Here is a 17,625-nt window from a genome sequence, read left to right as displayed (position 1 = left end):
GGTCAGTGGCGCCAGCGGCGTCGGCAGAGCAGCCGGCGCCGCTTTGCCAGGGTGATGGACGCAACATGCAGTTCGAGTTCTTGCTGGAACAGGTGGTGAATGGCCTCGTGCTCGGCGGCTATTACCTGCTCATCGCGCTCGGGCTGTCGCTGATCTTCTCCGTCGGCGGCATCGTCAATCTCGCGCACGGCGCCTTCTATGCGCTCGGCGCCTATGTCTTCGTCGAGTTGACGCATCGCCTCAGTTTCGGCGCGTCAGTGGTGATCTCGCCACTTGCCGTGGCGCTGCTCGGCATCCTCTTCGAGCGCTTCATCCTGCGCCGTTTCTATACGTCCGACCCGATCCTCAGTCTTCTTGTGACCTTCGGCCTTGCCATGGTTGCCGAGCAGGCGATCCGCATGATCTGGGGCGCGGCGCCGGTGTCGGCCGAGATCCCGCAAAGCTTTCGCGGCTCGGTGATCGTCGGTGATTTTCTGTTTTCGCGCTATCGCCTGCTGATCTTGGCGGTGGTGGCAGTGGTGCTCGTCGGCATCTGGCTGCTCCTGCACAAGACCTCGTTCGGACGCGTGGTGCGCGCCGGCATCCAGCGGCCGGACATGGTGGCCGCGCTCGGCATTCGGCTTCAGCCCTACATGACCGCAATCGTCATGCTCGGCGTCGGCATGGCCGCGCTCGGCGGCGCGTTCTTCGCGCCGATCACGACCGTGCATCCGGCGATGGGCGCCGAGATCATGACGGTCGCCTTCGTCGTCGTCGTGATCGGCGGCCTCGGCAGCTTTTGGGGCGTCGTCATCGCCGCCCTGCTCGTCGGCGTCGTGCGCGGCATCGCCATTCATTTCGAGCCGGCCGCGGGCGAAGCCTCGATCTACATCCTGATGTTCCTGGTGCTACTGGTGCGACCGCGCGGCCTGCTCGGCGAACGCATCGAGAAGTTCGAATGAGGCGGGCGTCCACCTTCGACAAGCTGAAACCGCTGCTGATCGCGGCGATCGCAGTGATCGCACTGCCGTTCGTGCTGAGGGCCCTCGGCCTGTCACTCAACACCGGCACCTGGGTGATCGGACTTGCGATCGCCACCATGGGGCTCAACCTCTGCATCGGTTACACCGGCCTCGTCTCCTTCGGCCACAGCACCTGGTTCGGCGTGGGCGCGTACGCGGCAGGCCTGATCCAGCTCCGCTTCTTTCCGGGCGAGATCTGGCTGCCGCTGCTGCTCTCGACGGTTATCGTCGGCGCGGCATCGGCGGTCGTCGGCGCGCTGATCCTGCGCCGGCGCGGCGTTTATTTCTCGCTTTTGACGTTGGCGCTCGCGGCACTGGTCTATACGACGGCGTTCCGCTGGACGAGCCTGACCGGTGGTGAGGACGGTCTCGGCGGGCTGAAGCGCGGCCACGTCGGCCCGCTCGATCTCGACAATGCGGTGGCCTATTACGCCGTCGTCGCCACGATCGGCCTCGTCGTCCTCTACCTCCTGTTGCGCCTGGCGCGCTCGCCGTTCGGCCATGTGCTGGTCGCGATCCGCGAGAACCAGCTGCGCGCGACGTTCCAGGGCTATCCGGTCGAACGCTACAAGCTCGCGGTCTTCGTGATCTCGGCGGTAGTCACCGGCATTGCCGGCGCGCTGATCGCGTTCCTGAACTATCTCGTCTCGGCGGAGGCCGTCTCCGTCCCGTTTGCCGGCGAGCTTCTTGCGATGGTCGTGATCGGCGGCATGCGCAGCATGCTCGGCCCCGCATTAGGCGCGTTGTTCTTCATCCTGTTCCGCGAGTTGTTCTCGATCTGGACGTCGGACTGGTTGCTCTGGTTCGGCATCACCTTCGTCGCCTTCGTGATGTTTTCGCCCGGCGGCCTCGTCGGCATCGGCGCGCTGATCATGCGTCGCATCCAGCCTGCCAGCGAAGAGTCGGCAGCGATGAGCCGGCGCAAGATCTATGATGGCCTGCCGCTGCCGGCCTTCCTGCGGACCGAGGCGCTGAAGGGCACGGTGCTCGAGGTGAGCGGCGTCTCGAAAAAGTTCGGCGGCATCCGTGCCGTGCACGATGCGAGCATCAGCATCAGTGCCGGCGAAATCCACGCGCTGATCGGGCCGAACGGCGCCGGCAAGACCACGCTGTTCAACCTGGTCTCCGGCCTTTACGCGCCCGACCAGGGCAGCATCCGCCTCAACGGCCGTGAGGTTGCGGGCGTACCATCGAACCTGATCTGCCATCGGGGGCTGGCACGCTCGTTCCAGATCACAAACCTGTTCCGCGGCCTCACCATTTACGAGAACCTAAGGCTCTCGCTTCAGGCGCGCCGGCCGATGCGCTTCAACATCTGGAACGACATCGACGCGTACGAAGAGATCCACGCCGAGACGGCTGAGCTGATCAAATTCCTCGGGCTCGAAGGCATCGAGGAGATTGAGGGCGGCGAGCTCTCCTATGGCGGGCAGCGACTTGTTGATTTGGGCATCGCGCTCGGCTGCAAGCCGCAGGTGCTGCTGCTCGACGAGCCGCTCGCGGGCCTTGCCGCCGCCGAGCGCGAGCGCGTCTCCAACCTCGTCAAGAACATCGCCGCCAACATCCCGGTGCTGATCGTCGAGCACGACATCGACCGCGTGCTCGGCTTCTCAGCCGTCGTCACCGTGATGAACCAGGGCGAAGTGCTGATGTCGGACTGCCCCAATGCGGTGCGCGCAGATCTGCGGGTGCAGGAGATCTACACCGGCACGGGCATCCCCGCCGTCGCGCATCAGCGCAGCGATGATGCCGCAAGCGCGACAAAGCCGATCCTGCGCTTCGAGCACGTCAACACGTTTTACGGCAAGAGCCACATTCTGAACGACGCCTCGCTCGACGTGCGCGAGGGCGAGATCGTCGCGCTCCTGGGTCGCAACGGCGCCGGCAAGTCGACGCTGCTGAAAACGCTCGCAGGCCTCGTGCCCGCGGCATCCGGCAGCATCGACTATCGCGGCGAGGACATCGTGCACCTCGACGCGCCCGACATCGCGCGCCGCGGCATCGGCTATGTGCCGCAGGGCCGCGGCCTGTTCGCCGGCATGACCGTCCGGGAGAACCTCGCGCTCGGCCGCCTCGCACGCAAGACCGACGGCAGCGACGGCGTGGTCTGGGACGAGGCGCAGATCCTGCGCACCTTCCCGCGACTGAAGGAGCGCATGAACGTCGCGGCAGATTATCTGTCCGGCGGCGAGCAGCAGATGGTGGCGGTCGCCCGGGCGATGTCCGGCAATGTTCGCCTGCTGCTGCTCGATGAGCCCTTCGAGGGGCTTGCACCGGCGGTGACGCTCGAGCTCTTCAAGGTTTTCGACCAGCTCCGGCGACACACGTCGATCGTGATCGTCGAGCACAATCTCGACCTCGTGCTCGCGCTCGCCGATCGCGTCTTCGCGCTGGAGCGCGGCGCGGTATTCCACCAGGGCCCAGCCAAGCCGCTTCTGACTGACCTCAGCTATCGCAAGCAGATCCTGTGGCTTTAAGCTGCGAGGCGCGCCATGTCAGGCCGGTTTGGCCAGCCCCATCAAAACTCTCGAAGACAACCCCGATGCAAAGTAGCGGGGACGGGAGGCACAGGCCTTACGATTTTACGAAATCCTTTGACACGTCGGGCAAATCACCGGCATAATGCCATCATTGCCAAATCCCTGAAGCGACCCACGGCGTGCCCGGCAACGGCGCGTCGCGACACCTTGCGCGCAAAACATCCTCAACGACATCAGCAATCGGTCCGGCGGGCCGCGGACAGGCGATCGGCCTGGCGCGCATCCACCCACGCGCCTGCGCCGACCCAAGGAAGCAGCGACATGACGCCCTCTTCGAACCACAACACCGCGGCAATCGCAGCAGGCGATCGACCGCAAACGACAGAATTCCCGAGGATCAAGTTCTCCAAACGCGGCTTTGAGATCGACCATCCGGATCTGGAGACGGGCGAACGGCTGATGGCTGAGACGTTCGGGGTCGCCGACAGCGACGCCATGTACGGCATTCTCAAGCAACTGGTGAAGGCGAGCGTGAACGGCAACAAGCTCGACCACGCCAACCTCGCCTTCATGATTTCGATGATGCAGGGCATCAAGCCCCGGGATGCCATCGAGGCCATGCTGGCGGCGCAGATGATCGCCGTGCACGTTACCGCGATGCGAAGTGCGCATCATCTCGCCAGCGCCGGCGACATCCAGTGCCAGGACAGCGCCGCCCGTGCGCTCGGCAAGCTCGTACGTACGTTTCCGGCCCAGATCGAGGCGCTCAACCGCTACCGGAACAAGGGCGAGCCGGCCATCACCGTGCAAAACCTGTCGGTGCAGGACGGCGGCAAGGCCATTGTCGGCAACGTCACGCAGCACGCGCGCATGATCGTGTCGGAGGCGAGCCCGGTAGCCGCGCTAGCGAATGCGCGGACGGTCCCGATGACACCTGTCGGCGGACGGGACCCCGTCGACGCAAGCCAAGATGCCTCCGCATGAGCGGCGGTCACGCCCGCACCACGAGCGCGATGCTGGCAAGCCCGCGCTGCGGCGCCAGAACGCGCAGCGGCGGCATCTGTCGCGCACCGGCAACGCAGGGTAAGAGGCGCTGCCGAATGCACGGCGGCGCGGAGAGATCGGGCGCGCCACGGGGAAACAGGAATGCCCGGAAGCATGGGCTGTTCACGAAGAAGGCCATGGCCGAGCAAAAGCAAATTCAGGAATTGTTGAGTGAGACGCGGAGACTGCTCAGGGAGCTCAAGTGAGACTGGCCGATTGCTCCGAGCGGGCGGCCCTTTTCGTCCTGCATTGACCCTTGATGTCACCATTCAATGGACTGCGCGCCTCCGCGGAAGAGGCGATTATCGTTGCTATCCGGCTGCCTCGCAGGCGATGCTCTCCCAACGGGTTCACTCGGTCGCCCGAGCGACACACAGAGGGGAGACAACATGAACTTCGCTTCTGCCGCCGCATTGACACTTATCGGCTGCCTCGCCGGCTTCAATTCAGCAAACGCACAAGGAGCCGCTATGAAAACGACGCCGACGACCAAAATTCTCGCCATCGGGACAATCAATCCCGGTTTTGAACAATCGCAGGTGTTTGCTGTCCTACCGGAGGAAGTTCGGGAAACTGTCGACCTTTACCTCGATGGCAAGATCGAGCAGTGGTACTCGTTACAGGGAAAGCCGGGCGTGGCGTTCATCATCAACGTCACTGATCCGGCGGTCGCTCACGAAATGCTCGAAAAGCTGCCTTTGGGTAAGGCACATATGATGAGCTTCGAACTGATCCCCATTGGCCCGCTCAACCCGCTTCGCTTTTTGCAGGGCATGCAGCCGAAACCTTGAGATATGCAGGGCCTTACTCGGACGTCATCTCGCTACCGCCGACGACGCCAGGGCTCTGCATGCCATGCTCTAAAAGCAGATGAGCGAGACTTGCTCGGAGTCACTTGGCGGCAATGGTCTCCTTGAACAGTTCGACCTTGCCGCAGGCGTTGTCGGTCACCGCAAAGACCTCGAACAGATCGATCTGCGGCTTCATGCCGTAGCGCTGGATGATGCCCTCGAGCCACGGCCCGGAGTAGAACGCCTTGGCGTCCTCGATGCGCTCCCACTGGTACACGCCGCCCGCCCAGCCGCTCTCGGACCAGATGAAGTGCTTGCTGATCAGCCCTGTCACTTCGCGGAAGTTGGGTGCGATCTTGTGAAAGTGCTCGCGACACGCCGCGTAGTCGATCTGCGGCGGCAGTTTGTATCGTACAACGGCGGTAATCATGCGACCTCCTTGCAAGGATGCCCCGGCGCAACATTGATGACATTCCCGCAATCGAGCAAGTGAAGCGAAGGGTCGACATGGATCAAGGGCGCGAAACCCAACCGGTAGCTTGCCGCGAGTAGGTCAACACGATTGACGAGAGCCTTGATCGTCGCGCAGCTATCTCCTTCCAATTTTTTGCGTTAGTGTGAAACGCTTCATACCAGTGCAGCCGACGGGCTCGGATGATGCCCAAAGCAAGAGAGGCGAGCTAAGGCCCCACAAAGCGCCACCCGGTTCCGATGGGTTTTTTCCATTCACACGCGAGTTTGGGAGCAACACATGGAAAAGCGCGAAATTGACAACAGCTTGACGCAAGGTCTGTCCGAGGCAAAGCGAGGTGCCCTCTCTCGCCGCTCGGTGCTCACCTTGGTTTGCACCGTCGGCGCCGCGGCGCCGTTTGGGATGTTCGGAGCAGCTCGCGCGCTGACGGCATCCGGGACTGGATCGCTGTCTGATATTCCGGCCGAGCCCTTTATTTGCCGCGTCGCAGCGAGCAGCGAAGAGCTGCAGGGCCCGCCCCGCCAACTCAAGATCGCCTGGAACGCGAACGCGGCCTGCACAGTCGCTGCGCCAGTCGCCAAGGAACGGGGTATCTTCGCCAAGCACAACCTCGATGTCGATTTCGTCAATTTCGGGGGTTCGACCGACCAGTTGTTGGAGGCGATTGCAACCGGCAAGGCGGATGCTGGTCTAGGATTGGCCCTGCGCTGGCTCAAACCGCTGGAGCAAGGTTTCGACGTTCGGATCACCGCCGGGGTGCATGGCGGCTGCATCCGGCTCCTCGGCTCCAAGGCCGCGAACATTGACAGCCTGGAGTCCCTGCGCGGCAAGGCGATCGCGATCAGCGATCAAGCGAGCCCCGCGAAGAACTTCTTTTCGATCTACTTCGCCAAGAAGGGCATCGATCCGGCCCAAGAGGTAGAGTGGCGCCAGTACCCGGCCAATCTGCTCGCGCTTGCCGTCGATAAGGGCGAAGTGCAGGCGCTGGCCGAGATCGATCCGCTGCCCTATCTGTGGCTCAAGGACGGCAAGCTCAACGAGATCGCGACGAACTTGACGGGTGAATTCGTCGATCGAACCTGCTGCGTTCTCGCGATACGTGGCAGCCTCACCCGAAACGAAATGCCGGTGGCGGCCGCTCTCACACGATCGATACTGGAAGCGGCAGACCGAGTTGCCACCGATCCCGCCGATGCCGCAGCAATCTATTCGGGCTATGGCGGGAAAGGGTCCGTAGAGGATCTCGCCACGATGTATCGCAGCCATACTCACCACAATCATCCCGTCGGCGCGGTGCTCAAGAAGCAGCTTTTACAGTACACCGATGAACTCAAGGCAGTGAACGTCATCAAGCGAAGCACTGATCCGGCCAAGTTCGCCGAACGGATCTATCTTGACGTTCTAAGCTGAGCCGATTGGGAAGATTCGCAGTGAGCTCGGTCATCGACGAAGTGCCGAGGCCATCAGAGAAATCGGGTTTCGGCGTTTTTGAACGTTCAACCACTGGGCCGTTAATCGGCGGACTATCTGTGGCCGCCGCATGGTCTGTGGTTGCCGCGCTCACTGCGTTCTGGCCGGATAGACCCGAAAACGATTGGATCTACACGGACGGCCTCGCCATTGCTTGTGGAGCATTGGCCGTTGCCCTTGCCTTGGCGGCCGTTGCCGGCGTTCGTTTTTCTGCTTTTCAGCGTCTCAAGCGGCTTTTCCCCTGGCTGTTCGCGCTTGCGCTGTTTTTGGCTGCCTGGGAGGTCGTGACAGCAAAGCTCGGATTGCTTCCGTTGCCGTTTTTTCCGCCGCCGCAGGCCATCGTCGAAGTCGTCATCGACGACTGGGGGCGGCTGGTTGAAGGCATCTTCGCCTCGGCTCGTCTGCTCGCGACCGGTTATCTTATCGGTGCGGCGGTGGGGTTTGTGACCGGCGTGGCGATCGGCTGGTCGCGGCTCGTCGGCTATTGGATCCACCCAGTCTTGCGATTCATCGGGCCGCTGCCCGCGACGGCCTGGCTGCCGCTCGCATTTTTCGTTTTCCCGTCGAGCTTCAGCGCCAGCATTTTCCTGATTGCGCTCGCCACCGGATTCCCGGTCACCGTGCTCACCTGGTCGGGTGTCGCCGGCGTGAAGAGCGCCTATTACGATATCGCGCGGACATTGGGAGCGACTCAGCGTTTCCTCGTGCTCAAGGTCGCCATTCCGGCGGCAATGCCGCATGTCTTCGTTGGCCTGTTCATGGGCCTCGGCAACTCGTTTGCGGTTCTCGTCGTTGCCGAAATGCTGGGCGTGAAGGCGGGGCTCGGCTGGTATCTGCAATGGGCGCAGGGTTGGGCGGCTTACGCCAACATGTACGCCGCGCTGCTGCTCATGGCGTTCCTATGCTCCGGACTGATCACGTTGCTGTTCCGCTTGCGGGACCACCTGCTATCCTGGCAGAAAGGTCTGGTGCGGTGGTAGCGGCGATCGCAAGCGAAAACCCGGTCCGCGGATCCGCGCTGACGCTCCGCGAAGTAAGCCATCGCTTCGATCTCGAAGGGCAACCGCTGCCGGTATTGGACCGCATCAGCCTGCAGGTCGGCCGCGGCGAATTCGTCGCTCTCCTGGGACCGAGTGGGTGCGGAAAATCGACCCTGCTGCGGCTGGTTGCAGGGCTCGACACACCAACAGCCGGCTCCCTGCTAACGGAGGGAAAGGAGATCGAAGCGCCCGATCCGTCGCGCGTCGTCGTTTTTCAAGATCCCACGCTTTACCCATGGCGGACGGTTTGGAGCAACGTTGCTCTGGGCCTGGAGGCACGCGGGTTGCTGCGTTCCCATCGAGGACGTATTGAAGACGCCCTGCGCCTGGTCGGGCTCACGAGTTTCGCCAATGCCTACCCGCACCAGCTTTCCGGCGGCATGGCGCAACGCGCGGCTCTGGCGCGCGCGCTGGTCAACGACCCGAAGCTGCTCATTCTCGACGAGCCATTGGGCCAGCTCGACTCGCTGACGCGCATCGCGATGCAGGCGGAACTTGTATCACTTTGGCAGCGCTCAAGCTTCACGACGCTGCTGGTCACGCACGATGTCGAGGAGGCGCTCTTGCTTGCCGGCCGCGTCGTCGTGCTGAGCGACCGACCAGCACGGATCAAGGCCGAGATCGTCAACAGCCAGCCCTATCCACGCCACCGGGGCGATCCACGCTTCGTTGAGCTTCGTCGCGAAGTGTTCGAGCATCTCGGCCTCGATGAGGCATGGTAACCGTCAAAGGAGCTCGCCGAGTCCAGAAATCGAGCGAGCGCACGGAGACTTCGATGACCTCCGAATTCAACGTCCACAACGCCGCGGGCTATGAGCAGCTCATGGGCCGCTGGAGTCGACGACTCGCGCGGCTATTCATCGACTTCACAGGGGTTGCCGACGGCGAAAGGATTCTCGACGTCGGCTGCGGCACCGGGAGCTTGACCTTCGCGCTCGCCAAAACCGCTGACCTCGCCGAAATCGCCGCAGTCGACTATTCGCCGGTCTTTGTCGAAGAGGTGATCCGGCGCAACACACACCCGCGAATAAACGTCCGGCAAGCGGATGCCTGCGCCCTGCCCTTCGAGGACGGCGCGTTCGACCGCGCTTTGGCGCTTCTCGTGCTCCACTTCGTTCCCGAAGCCGGCAAGGCAGTAGCCGAGATGCGCCGCGTCGTTCGGTCGGGCGGCGTGGTCGCGGCAGCGGTGTGGGATCATCTCGGCGGCATGCCCGGCATGCGCATGATGGTCGACACGGTGGCGGCACTCGGTGAAAGCGGGCGACAGCTGCGCAGTCGCTATTGCTTTCAACCGATGATGCAGCCGGGAGAACTGAGGCGGAATTTTGTCGAACAGGGTCTCGTGGACGTGGCGGAAATGGAGCTGATGATCCGCATGGACTACCAAAGCTTTGCCGACTATTGGGCGCCGATTGCCGCTGGCGAAGGGCCGCTCGGCAAATATGTGGCATCGCTCGACGCTACGGAGCGAGCGCGCACCGACGCCGCCGTGCGCGATGCCTACGAGGCTGGCCGGCCCGATGGCCCGAGGTCCTTTGCAAACGTCGCCTGGGCCTGCCGTGGCATCGTTCCCTAGCTCGACCCGCCTCAAGAAGTTCCGCACCGCGAATTCGCTAGAGCATGGTCCGGAAAATGTATGAAGCGGTTTTCCCTCGCGACAAACGCGGAACACGGCGTCACATCGTCGTTCATCCCTGTGAAGTACAGGCGACGATGATACGCGAAGGTCCAGCCGAACCGCCGCAGCTCAACGTCGCCGGGACGACGGAAGGCAGGTGGGCTCGTCCCTATGGCATGCTGTTTACGGCGCTGGTCTCGGCCGCGGTCATCGTCATCGCGATCTATCTTGTCGCCACATAATCCGAGCAGGCCACGTCACGCATCCGACGCCCTGCGTAGCCGGGGATTTTTGGTCGCGTACGCGGAGCGTCCATCATCTACTCCTCTTTTGTTGAGTGCCACGCCGCCCTCCCCGCCGGCAGAACGTCTCCATTGCCCGATCGTTGCTTCACAAAATGCGTGTCCTTCGTCGCCAATGAAACCTGCGCCGAAAACCATCCTGTTCCGCATCGCGGTGACGATGAGTTTTGCTCCGCTTTACCCACAGGACCTCCGACGCGTATCCCCTCCGTTCCGCTCACCGCGAAACTCTGCCTGAAATCCGCATGCCGGCCGTTGAAGATCGAAGAACAGGACGCGGAACTGGGATGAACAACGCCATGGTTCACATCGGCGACGTCAGGGCGACCTTTGTGACCGCCGTGAGCCATCACGCGTGTGGCCGTCTTGCTGAGGCGGGGGCGCTGTGCCGTGCCATCCTGGCGAAAGACCATCGCCATCGGGATGCCATGGTGCTGCTGGCGGTGGCGCTCTGCCTCGACGGCACGCCCGAAGCGCGCGCTGAGGCGATCGAGCTGCTGCAGCGCGCCTTGGCGATCCGCCAGAACGATGCGCAGGCACTTGAGATTCTCGGCGACGCCTTCACGGTCGACGGCCGCCGCGTCGATGCCATCGCGTGTTATCGGCGCGCCATCCGATTGGCGGCGGCTCGCGCCCAGCTCCATTCCAAGCTCGGTATTGCCCTCAACGACAGCGGTCAGCACGCCGAGGCGGTCGAGGCCATGCAGCAGGCCGTGACCCGCGATCCGAACTCGGCCGTGATTCACTTCAATCTGGGCGTGGTGCTCAAGGATGCCGGCCGGCCGGATGCCGCCGTGGATGCTTACCGGCGGGCGATCGAACTCCGTCCCGACGGAGCCGATGCCTACGTCAATCTCGGCCTTGCGCTCGAGGAGCTCGGTCGCCACAACGAGGCAATCGTGTGCTACCGCAAGGCGCTGGTCCTCGATCCCGCGAACGTTGAAGCTTCCATTAATCTCGGTGCTGCCCTCGAAGAGCTTGGCTGTCGTGATGAGGCGGTCGCGGCATGCCGCCAGGCGCTGGCGCTCGATCCCGCGCATGTTGACGCACATATCAATCTCGGCGTTGCCCTCCAGGGGCAGGACCAGCTCGACGCCGCGATCGCATGCTATCGGCAGGCCCTCGTGCTGGATCCAGAGAACGCGAAGGCATTGTCCAATCTCGGCGTCGCCCTCCAGCAACAAGGTCGCGGCGAGATTGCGCTCGACGTCGTTCAGCGAGCTGCGGCGCTGGCACCGAGCTCTGGCAAGATCCGGTTCAACCTGGCAATCAACCTGTTACGGCACGGCAAACTTGACCAAGGCTGGGACGAATACGAGTGGCGCTGGCGCGGCGGCGTTCGCAACCTCAGCGCGCCGAACCTGCCGCAACCGCTCTGGCAAGGCGAAGATCTTGCTAACCGCACCCTGCTTGTGCGCTCTGAGCAGGGGCTCGGTGACGTCCTGCAATTCGTCCGTTATCTTCCGCTGCTGGCGCGCGCCGGCGCCCGCGTGATCCTGCTTGCGCCCCGCGGGCTCGAGCGGCTGCTGCGCTCATCGCTCGCCGGAGTAACGGTGATCGGTGAAGACGCGCAACGGCCGCACTTCGACTTTCATATTCCGCTCATGAGCCTGGCGCGGCTATTCAGGACCGATCTCGACAACATTCCGGCCGAAATCCCCTATCTTGTCGCTGATCCGGCGGCAGTCGCGGCCTGGCAGCAGCACCTCGGTGCCGACGGCGACCTCCGTGTGGGGGTCGTCTGGTCCGGGAACCCCAAACACAGGGGTGATCGCCAGCGCTCGATCGCCGCGGCCGCTTTGCTACCCGAACTGCTTACTCCCGGAGTACGGCTCTATGGCCTGCAGAAAGATGTCCGGCCTGCGGATCATGCCGCATTGCTCGAACTGTCGCACGCCGTTACCGATCTGTCGCCGCATTTGAACGATCTCGCAGACACGGCGGCTGCCCTGTGCGCCCTTGATCTGCTGATTTCGGTCGATACGTCGGTCGTGCACCTTGCCGGCGCACTCGGACGCCCGGTATGGACCCTGCTGCCGTTCACCCCCGATTGGCGCTGGCTCCTCAAGCGTGAGGACAGTCCGTGGTACCCGACCGCGAGACTATATCGGCAGGAGCGGCGAAACGACTGGAGTGGCGTCTTCGAGCGGCTGCGCGCCGACCTGCGGCGGCGGGCTATGCATCAAGTGTCGGCGTTGCCGGTCTCCGGATTACCGTGGCACGAGGAGACCGGCGCGATGCAGCGGATGCAAGTTTCGGATGGGTACAACACCAACGACATCGGGGCGATCTGACGTCACCCTGTGGCTCGTTCTCATGTGACCTAGATCATAGTCCGTGTTCGCCGGGCAGACTATGCTGGTACGTGAGCATTAGCTCGCTTTGCCGCGCCCCACGGGCGGTTCCTCCCTAGACTTGGCCGATCGCTTCGAACAAGCGAAGCGATCGGCTCGTTCGTCGCGCGTGGACCCTCAATATGGCGGCTGCCAAAGCTTTGAGGCTCGCCTCCGACCCCGACGACGCAAGGGATCACCAACAAATCCTGACGTGATTGCTGCGCGGTTTGCGCGTCGGAGAAATGCGTGATGAAGGCCGTGAAAGCATCGTTTCGTGTTGCGGTCACGGTGCTGACCCTGAGCCTGTCGCTCGGTGTGCCATCATACGCGGGACAGGATGAGGCCAGCAGCCTCGAACAGCAAATCAATCTGGAATAACGGGGCTGTCTTTCCCGCAGTTGGCACCCTTCCCCCAATCGTGTAACGCCACCGAAAAGCTTTATCGGGATAGGACGCTCGTGACTGCGGTGACCACGGAGGAAACGGGAGTTGGCACCCGCGCTCTGATCCTTGCGCTGATCGCGCTCGCCTGCGGTCACATGCTCTCGACCTTGCTGCGCACCATCCCGGCGGTCAGCATCGATCTGATGGCGGCGGATTTCGGCATCAGGCCGCAGGCGCTGGCCAGCCTCACCTCGGTCTATCATTTCGCCTTTGCCGCAGCCCAAATTCCGGTCGGCGCGGCCATGGACCGCTTTGGCGTGCGGCCGGTGTCGCTCAGCCTGCTCGGCGGGACCGTGGTCGGCGCCACGGCTTCCGGCTTTGCGACCGGGCCGGAAAGTTTCGCGTTCGGTCAATTGCTGCTGGGCGTCGCCACCTCCGGCATGCTGATGTGCCCGATGACGTTGGCTGCCAAACAACTCTCGACGGCGCGGTTCGGCCTGTGGTCGGGCGCGATCCTCTCGATCGGCAATATCGGCATGCTGCTATCATCGAGCCCGCTCGCCTTCGTGGTCGATCATTATGGCTGGCGCGCCGGGTTCTGGATCGCTGGGCTCGCGGGCATCCTGGTGGCGCTCGCCGTGTTCGTGCTTGTGCCGAACCAGCCGGCCGAGCACAAGGACGATTCCTCAGCCCTGTCGCAGATGATCGAGGTGCTGCGGCTCGGTCTGTCGCGTCCCCTGCGCGGGCTGATCGCGCTCGCACTGGTGTCGCTTGCGACCTCGCTGGTGCTGCGGGGACTGTGGGGCGGGCCGTGGCTGATGGAGATCAAGGGCTTGTCGCGAGTCGAGGCCGGCAACCAGCTCGGCGCCTTCACGATCGCGATGATCGCGGGGCCGCTTTGCATCGGCATGATCGATCGCAGGCTCGGCCGCCGCCGCGAGCTGGTTGCCAGCGCGCACCTCGTCGCCGCATTTCTGCTCGCGCTGATGGCGCTCGGCGCACCGCGCTTTGCGGTCTCTCTGCTGCTCGGCGTTCCCGTCATGCCGCCGCAATACGACCTCGTGCTGTTCGTGCTCATTGGCCTTGCGACCTCCGCACAACCGCTACTGTTCGGCATGTCCCGGCAGCTCGTCGACGCGCAAGTTGCGGGCAAGGCACTCGCCGCGGTCAACCTCGCCTTCTTCCTCGGCGCAGCCCTGATGCAGTCGACCACCGGCGCAGTGGCGGCGCTCGCGGGGCTGCCGGCGGTGCTGCTGTTCATGGCCGCAGCGCTTGCGGCGGGAACGCTGATTTTTCTGGCTTATACATCGCCAAGCTCGCCATCGCCGCGCATGAATCGATGAGAGAGCGCGCCGGGGCTTTCGCCCTGGCTGCCGACGTTCGGGGCGGGTTGAGGAAAGCTTGCGCACAACTTTCGGCACATTCTCGGCGAGACGAATTGTCGCGGGCGTTCGAAATTCGCTGCTGCCTGTGAATTCGCTCACAATGGCCCCTGCGGCAGCGAGCTAAAGTCGTCGACGGAAGTCGGCTTGCGAAATTTTCTGCGCAGGAGATTTCCATCAGGAAGCTGTTTGGACCGGAGCTATCGCGGGTGCCTTCGACGTAACCGTCGCAGCGGCTGCGCCTGCCTCCGTCAGACAGAAATGTTGGCTGCGCGCTCCAAGTGATAGCGAAGCCAACCGTGTTTCGATCACAGTTGATTTGAAGACTGCCCGCTAGCGAGGCGGCGGCGACGATGCGCGGGCCGGCCGATTTTGGAATCCGGAGATTGCGCCCATGAGCACGACCTACAATGCAACACGGTTGGACAGAAGGCTCGCTTCCGCCCGGCGCGTCGTCAGATTCCTGGAAAGACATTGGGAGGCGTTTCAAGAGCGGCGCAAGCGCGCGCGGCTGAGCGCCGCCTTGTCGAATCTCGCCGACCGGGAGCTGATGGACATCGGCATTTCGCGTGGCGAGATCGACTACGTCGCCTCGAACCCGAATATCGACCCGCGCGGTGCCCGATCGATTCCGCCAGCAATGCTCTGATATCTGCCTCCGACGCTTGAATTCCATCCGGCCGGGGAAGAGCCATCCAGGATATCGAGCTTCGCGCGAAGCCCATCTTGAAATGGATGATGGGCATCGCTTCCACCTTTGCCTCTCAGGCTTCGGCGGACAAGCCGCTTGACCCATCCTGCGAGCTGTCGCTTGATCCGGCTGGTGCGATCGGCGTACCCTGCAAAGAAAAATGCGGGATGGAAGCATGGCGCGCATCATAACGGCCGAGACCGGACTCTACCGGATCCCCCTCCCCGTCACCCTTTCCGACAGCACGCATGGCGAGATCAGGGCGTTCGAGCTCATCACCTGCCGCGTGCGCGATGCCGGTGGCGCGGAAGGAACGGGCTACACCTACACCGTCGGCCGCAATGGCGGCGCGATCGCCGATATCTTGAAACGTGAAATCCCCGAACTGATCGAAGGCTTTGAGGCCGACGACACCGAGGCGATCTGGCACCACGTCTGGTGGGGCCTGCATTATGGCGGACGCGGCGGCGCCGCGGTGCTCGCGCTTTCCGCGCTCGACATCGCGCTGTGGGACCTGAAGGCACGCCGCGCGAACCTGCCGCTGTTCCGCCTGCTCGGCGGTTTCGATGCCCGCGTGCCCTGCTATGCCGGCGGCATCGACCTTGATCTCCCGGTTGAGGCGCTTCTCAAGCAGACCGAGGCCAATCTCGCCAAGGGTTTTTGCGCCATCAAGATGAAGGTCGGTCGGCCCGATCTCAAATCCGACGTCGCGCGCGTCGCGGCGATGCGAGCACATCTCGGCGACGGTTTTCCGCTGATGGCGGATGCCAACATGAAATGGAGCGTCGAGGAGGCAATCCGCGCTGCCCGCGCACTGCAACCGTTCGATCTCACCTGGCTCGAGGAGCCGATCATCCCCGACGACGTCGCAGGCCATGCTCGTATCATCAGCTCCGGCGGCGTGCCGATCGCGGCGGGGGAAAATCTGCGCTCGCTATGGGAGTTCAAGAATTACATCGCCGCGGGCGCGGTGTCCTATCCCGAGCCCGACGTCACCAATTGCGGCGGCGTCACCGCGTTCATGAAGATCGCGCGGCTCGCTGAGGCCTTCAACTTGCCCGTCACCAGCCACGGTGCGCACGACATCACAGTGCACCTGCTCGCGGCCTGCCCGAACCGCTCCTATCTCGAGGCGCACGGTTTCGGGCTCGACCGCTATATCGAGCATCCGTTGGTGCTCGACCGCGGCATGGCGCTGGCGCCAATGCGTCCCGGTCACGGCATCAACTTCGACTGGCAAGGGCTGGCACAGCTTTCGCCTTGAGCGAAGCGCTTTGTTGCACGCGAGCCATTCCGGCATGCCGGATGTACGAGCCGGAGATTCGGCTATGGTGGCGGTGCCGGCACCATCCGAAAGACACCTGCCTTGACACCTGACCTTCACCAGAAACTGACCGCGTGGCGCCAGCATCTGCATGCTAATCCCGAGCTGTCCTTGCAGGAGAAGGCGACGTCGGCCTTCGTGCAGGACAAGCTAGCCGAGCTCGGCATTCCCTTCGAGGCCGGCATCGGCGGCCACGGCATCGTCGCGACGCTGACGCGCGGATCCGCGCAAGGCCGCGTCGGCTTGCGCGCCGACATGGATGCGCTGCCGATCACCGAGGAAACGGGGCTTGCCTACGCCTCGCATCATCAAGGTGTCATGCATGCCTGCGGCCATGACGGCCACACAGCATCGCTGCTCGGCGCGGCCGCGCTGCTCGCAGCAGATCGGAGCTGGAGCGGCACGATCGATTTCATCTTCCAGCCGGCCGAGGAAGGTTTTGGTGGCTCGCGCGCGATGGTCGCGGACGGCCTGTTCGAGCGTTTTCCGATGACGCGGATTTTCGGCTTTCACAACTGGCCGGGGCTGGACGCCGGCACCATCGCGGTCCACGACGGCGTCGTCATGGCGTCCGGCGGGCGCGTCACGCTCACGATCGAGGGACACGCCGGTCACGCCGGCATGCCACATCTGACGCGCGATCCGGTCGTCGCCGCCGGCCACCTGATCGTGGCGCTGCAATCGATCGTGGCGCGCAATGTCGATCCACTCGACACCGCCGTGCTGTCGCTGTGCGCGATCGAGGGCGGCACGGCGGCGAACCAGATCGCCGGGCGCGTGGTGATCCGCGGCACGCTGCGCAATCATCGCGGCGCGGTACGCGATACCATCGTCGAAGCCATCGAGCGGACCTGCGCCGGCATTGCGACGAGCTTTGGCGTCAAGGTCACGCCCGACATCACCTTCGGCGTCGGCACGGTCGTCAACACGCCGGCGGAGGCGAGCCTTGCGCGCATCGCCGCGGAGAAGGTGCAGGCACCGCAGCGCCGCGACCTCGCCCCGAGCATGGCCGGCGAGGATTTCGCCTTCTATCTCCAGCATTGCCCCGGCGCCTTCGTCTGGATCGGCAACGGGCCCTTGCGCGACGGCGCCGAGCTTCACAGCCCGCGTTACGATTTCAACGACGCGATCCTGCCGGTGGCATCAAGCTGGATGGCCGAGGTCGCCAAGATAGCGCTATCCGCGAATTAGCCGTCGACGGCTGGCCACACCGCTAAAGCGTGATGGCATTAAGTTCGATAGCCTGAATTTTTGAGGTAGTTGGCGCATTCCTCGGGGGTGAAGGCATCG

Annotated in this window: 17 protein-coding genes; 16 read left to right on the top strand and 1 reads right to left on the bottom strand. The window is 63.6% G+C overall.

Translation table 11 applies throughout. From position 1 onward, the window contains the following. The first annotated feature begins 65 nt into the window (after positions 1-65). The 5 genes from SO139_RS00085 (at position 66) to SO139_RS00065 (ending at position 5,316) form a co-directional block, all read left to right on the top strand. Positions 66-941, top strand: coding sequence for a branched-chain amino acid ABC transporter permease (locus SO139_RS00085; protein WP_449380227.1), 876 nt, complete (start codon positions 66-68; stop codon positions 939-941). Further along, positions 938-3,478 carry a branched-chain amino acid ABC transporter ATP-binding protein/permease gene (locus SO139_RS00080; RefSeq protein WP_449380226.1) on the top strand — a complete coding sequence of 847 codons (2,541 nt, stop codon included), beginning with the start codon at positions 938-940 and terminating at the stop codon, positions 3,476-3,478. The genes SO139_RS00085 and SO139_RS00080 overlap by 4 nt, the downstream gene beginning before the upstream one ends. Before the next feature lie 324 nt (positions 3,479-3,802). After that, positions 3,803-4,465, top strand: a complete 663-nt coding sequence (locus tag SO139_RS00075) for a hypothetical protein (protein WP_498539478.1) — start codon at positions 3,803-3,805, stop codon at positions 4,463-4,465. Next, a complete protein-coding gene (locus SO139_RS00070) occupies positions 4,462-4,731 on the top strand; it encodes an HGGxSTG domain-containing protein (RefSeq protein ID WP_498539477.1) in 270 nt (89 codons plus the stop codon). Before SO139_RS00075 ends, SO139_RS00070 begins: the two co-directional genes overlap by 4 nt. 183 nt (positions 4,732-4,914) lie before the next feature. Beyond that, positions 4,915-5,316: a hypothetical protein gene (locus tag SO139_RS00065; RefSeq protein ID WP_449380223.1), complete on the top strand. Its 402-nt coding sequence runs from the start codon at positions 4,915-4,917 to the stop codon at positions 5,314-5,316. A gap of 100 nt (positions 5,317-5,416) precedes the next feature. On the opposite strand, the gene SO139_RS00060 is transcribed toward SO139_RS00065, so the two are convergent. Continuing rightward, positions 5,417-5,746: a hypothetical protein gene (locus tag SO139_RS00060; protein ID WP_449380222.1), complete on the bottom strand. Its 330-nt coding sequence runs from the start codon at positions 5,744-5,746 to the stop codon at positions 5,417-5,419. Positions 5,747-6,067: 321 nt separating this feature from the next. On the opposite strand from SO139_RS00060, the gene SO139_RS00055 reads away from it, so the two are divergent. From SO139_RS00055 to SO139_RS00005, 11 genes are all read left to right on the top strand, one after another. Then, entirely contained in the window at positions 6,068-7,198 is a 1,131-nt protein-coding gene (locus SO139_RS00055) for an ABC transporter substrate-binding protein (protein WP_449380221.1), read from the top strand. 104 nt (positions 7,199-7,302) lie between these two features. Then, positions 7,303-8,238 carry an ABC transporter permease gene (locus SO139_RS00050; protein ID WP_498539570.1) on the top strand — a complete coding sequence of 312 codons (936 nt, stop codon included), beginning with the start codon at positions 7,303-7,305 and terminating at the stop codon, positions 8,236-8,238. Continuing rightward, positions 8,232-9,020: an ABC transporter ATP-binding protein gene (locus SO139_RS00045; protein WP_498539476.1), complete on the top strand. Its 789-nt coding sequence runs from the start codon at positions 8,232-8,234 to the stop codon at positions 9,018-9,020. The genes SO139_RS00050 and SO139_RS00045 overlap by 7 nt, the downstream gene beginning before the upstream one ends. A 53-nt stretch (positions 9,021-9,073) precedes the next feature. Beyond that, a complete protein-coding gene (locus tag SO139_RS00040; RefSeq protein ID WP_449380219.1) occupies positions 9,074-9,874 on the top strand; it encodes a class I SAM-dependent methyltransferase in 801 nt (266 codons plus the stop codon). Positions 9,875-10,011: 137 nt separating this feature from the next. Then, a complete protein-coding gene (locus SO139_RS00035; protein ID WP_449380218.1) occupies positions 10,012-10,158 on the top strand; it encodes a hypothetical protein in 147 nt (48 codons plus the stop codon). A gap of 392 nt (positions 10,159-10,550) precedes the next feature. Next, a complete protein-coding gene (locus tag SO139_RS00030) occupies positions 10,551-12,512 on the top strand; it encodes a tetratricopeptide repeat protein (protein ID WP_449380217.1) in 1,962 nt (653 codons plus the stop codon). A 288-nt stretch (positions 12,513-12,800) separates the two neighbouring features. Further along, positions 12,801-12,932 carry a hypothetical protein gene (locus SO139_RS00025; protein ID WP_449380216.1) on the top strand — a complete coding sequence of 44 codons (132 nt, stop codon included), beginning with the start codon at positions 12,801-12,803 and terminating at the stop codon, positions 12,930-12,932. A gap of 80 nt (positions 12,933-13,012) precedes the next feature. Continuing rightward, positions 13,013-14,281, top strand: a complete 1,269-nt coding sequence (locus tag SO139_RS00020) for an MFS transporter (protein ID WP_498539475.1) — start codon at positions 13,013-13,015, stop codon at positions 14,279-14,281. Positions 14,282-14,714: 433 nt separating this feature from the next. Continuing rightward, positions 14,715-14,969 (top strand): DUF1127 domain-containing protein, encoded by a 255-nt coding sequence (locus SO139_RS00015; protein WP_449380214.1) that lies wholly within the window; start codon positions 14,715-14,717, stop codon positions 14,967-14,969. A 217-nt stretch (positions 14,970-15,186) separates the two neighbouring features. After that, a complete protein-coding gene (locus SO139_RS00010) occupies positions 15,187-16,275 on the top strand; it encodes a mandelate racemase/muconate lactonizing enzyme family protein (protein WP_449380213.1) in 1,089 nt (362 codons plus the stop codon). 102 nt (positions 16,276-16,377) lie between these two features. Then, positions 16,378-17,526: an amidohydrolase gene (locus tag SO139_RS00005; protein ID WP_449380212.1), complete on the top strand. Its 1,149-nt coding sequence runs from the start codon at positions 16,378-16,380 to the stop codon at positions 17,524-17,526. The last annotated feature ends 99 nt before the right edge of the window (positions 17,527-17,625 follow it).

The sequence above is a fragment of the Bradyrhizobium sp. UFLA05-89 genome, from assembly GCF_059803475.1.
Note: the sequence above shows the minus strand (reverse complement) of the source record. Positions and strands in the feature narration are given on the sequence as shown.

Bases quoted from the DNA above. Each gene is read 5' to 3' on its own strand.
- SO139_RS00085 (WP_449380227.1), top strand. From the start codon at position 66: ATGCAGTTCGAGTTCTTGCTGGAACAGGTGGTGAATGGCCTCGTGCTC.
- SO139_RS00080 (WP_449380226.1), top strand. From the start codon at position 938: ATGAGGCGGGCGTCCACCTTCGACAAGCTGAAACCGCTGCTGATCGCG.
- SO139_RS00075 (WP_498539478.1), top strand. From the start codon at position 3,803: ATGACGCCCTCTTCGAACCACAACACCGCGGCAATCGCAGCAGGCGAT.
- SO139_RS00070 (WP_498539477.1), top strand. From the start codon at position 4,462: ATGAGCGGCGGTCACGCCCGCACCACGAGCGCGATGCTGGCAAGCCCG.
- SO139_RS00065 (WP_449380223.1), top strand. From the start codon at position 4,915: ATGAACTTCGCTTCTGCCGCCGCATTGACACTTATCGGCTGCCTCGCC.
- SO139_RS00060 (WP_449380222.1), bottom strand. From the start codon at position 5,746: ATGATTACCGCCGTTGTACGATACAAACTGCCGCCGCAGATCGACTAC.
- SO139_RS00055 (WP_449380221.1), top strand. From the start codon at position 6,068: ATGGAAAAGCGCGAAATTGACAACAGCTTGACGCAAGGTCTGTCCGAG.
- SO139_RS00040 (WP_449380219.1), top strand. From the start codon at position 9,074: ATGACCTCCGAATTCAACGTCCACAACGCCGCGGGCTATGAGCAGCTC.
- SO139_RS00035 (WP_449380218.1), top strand. From the start codon at position 10,012: ATGATACGCGAAGGTCCAGCCGAACCGCCGCAGCTCAACGTCGCCGGG.
- SO139_RS00015 (WP_449380214.1), top strand. From the start codon at position 14,715: ATGAGCACGACCTACAATGCAACACGGTTGGACAGAAGGCTCGCTTCC.
- SO139_RS00010 (WP_449380213.1), top strand. From the start codon at position 15,187: ATGGCGCGCATCATAACGGCCGAGACCGGACTCTACCGGATCCCCCTC.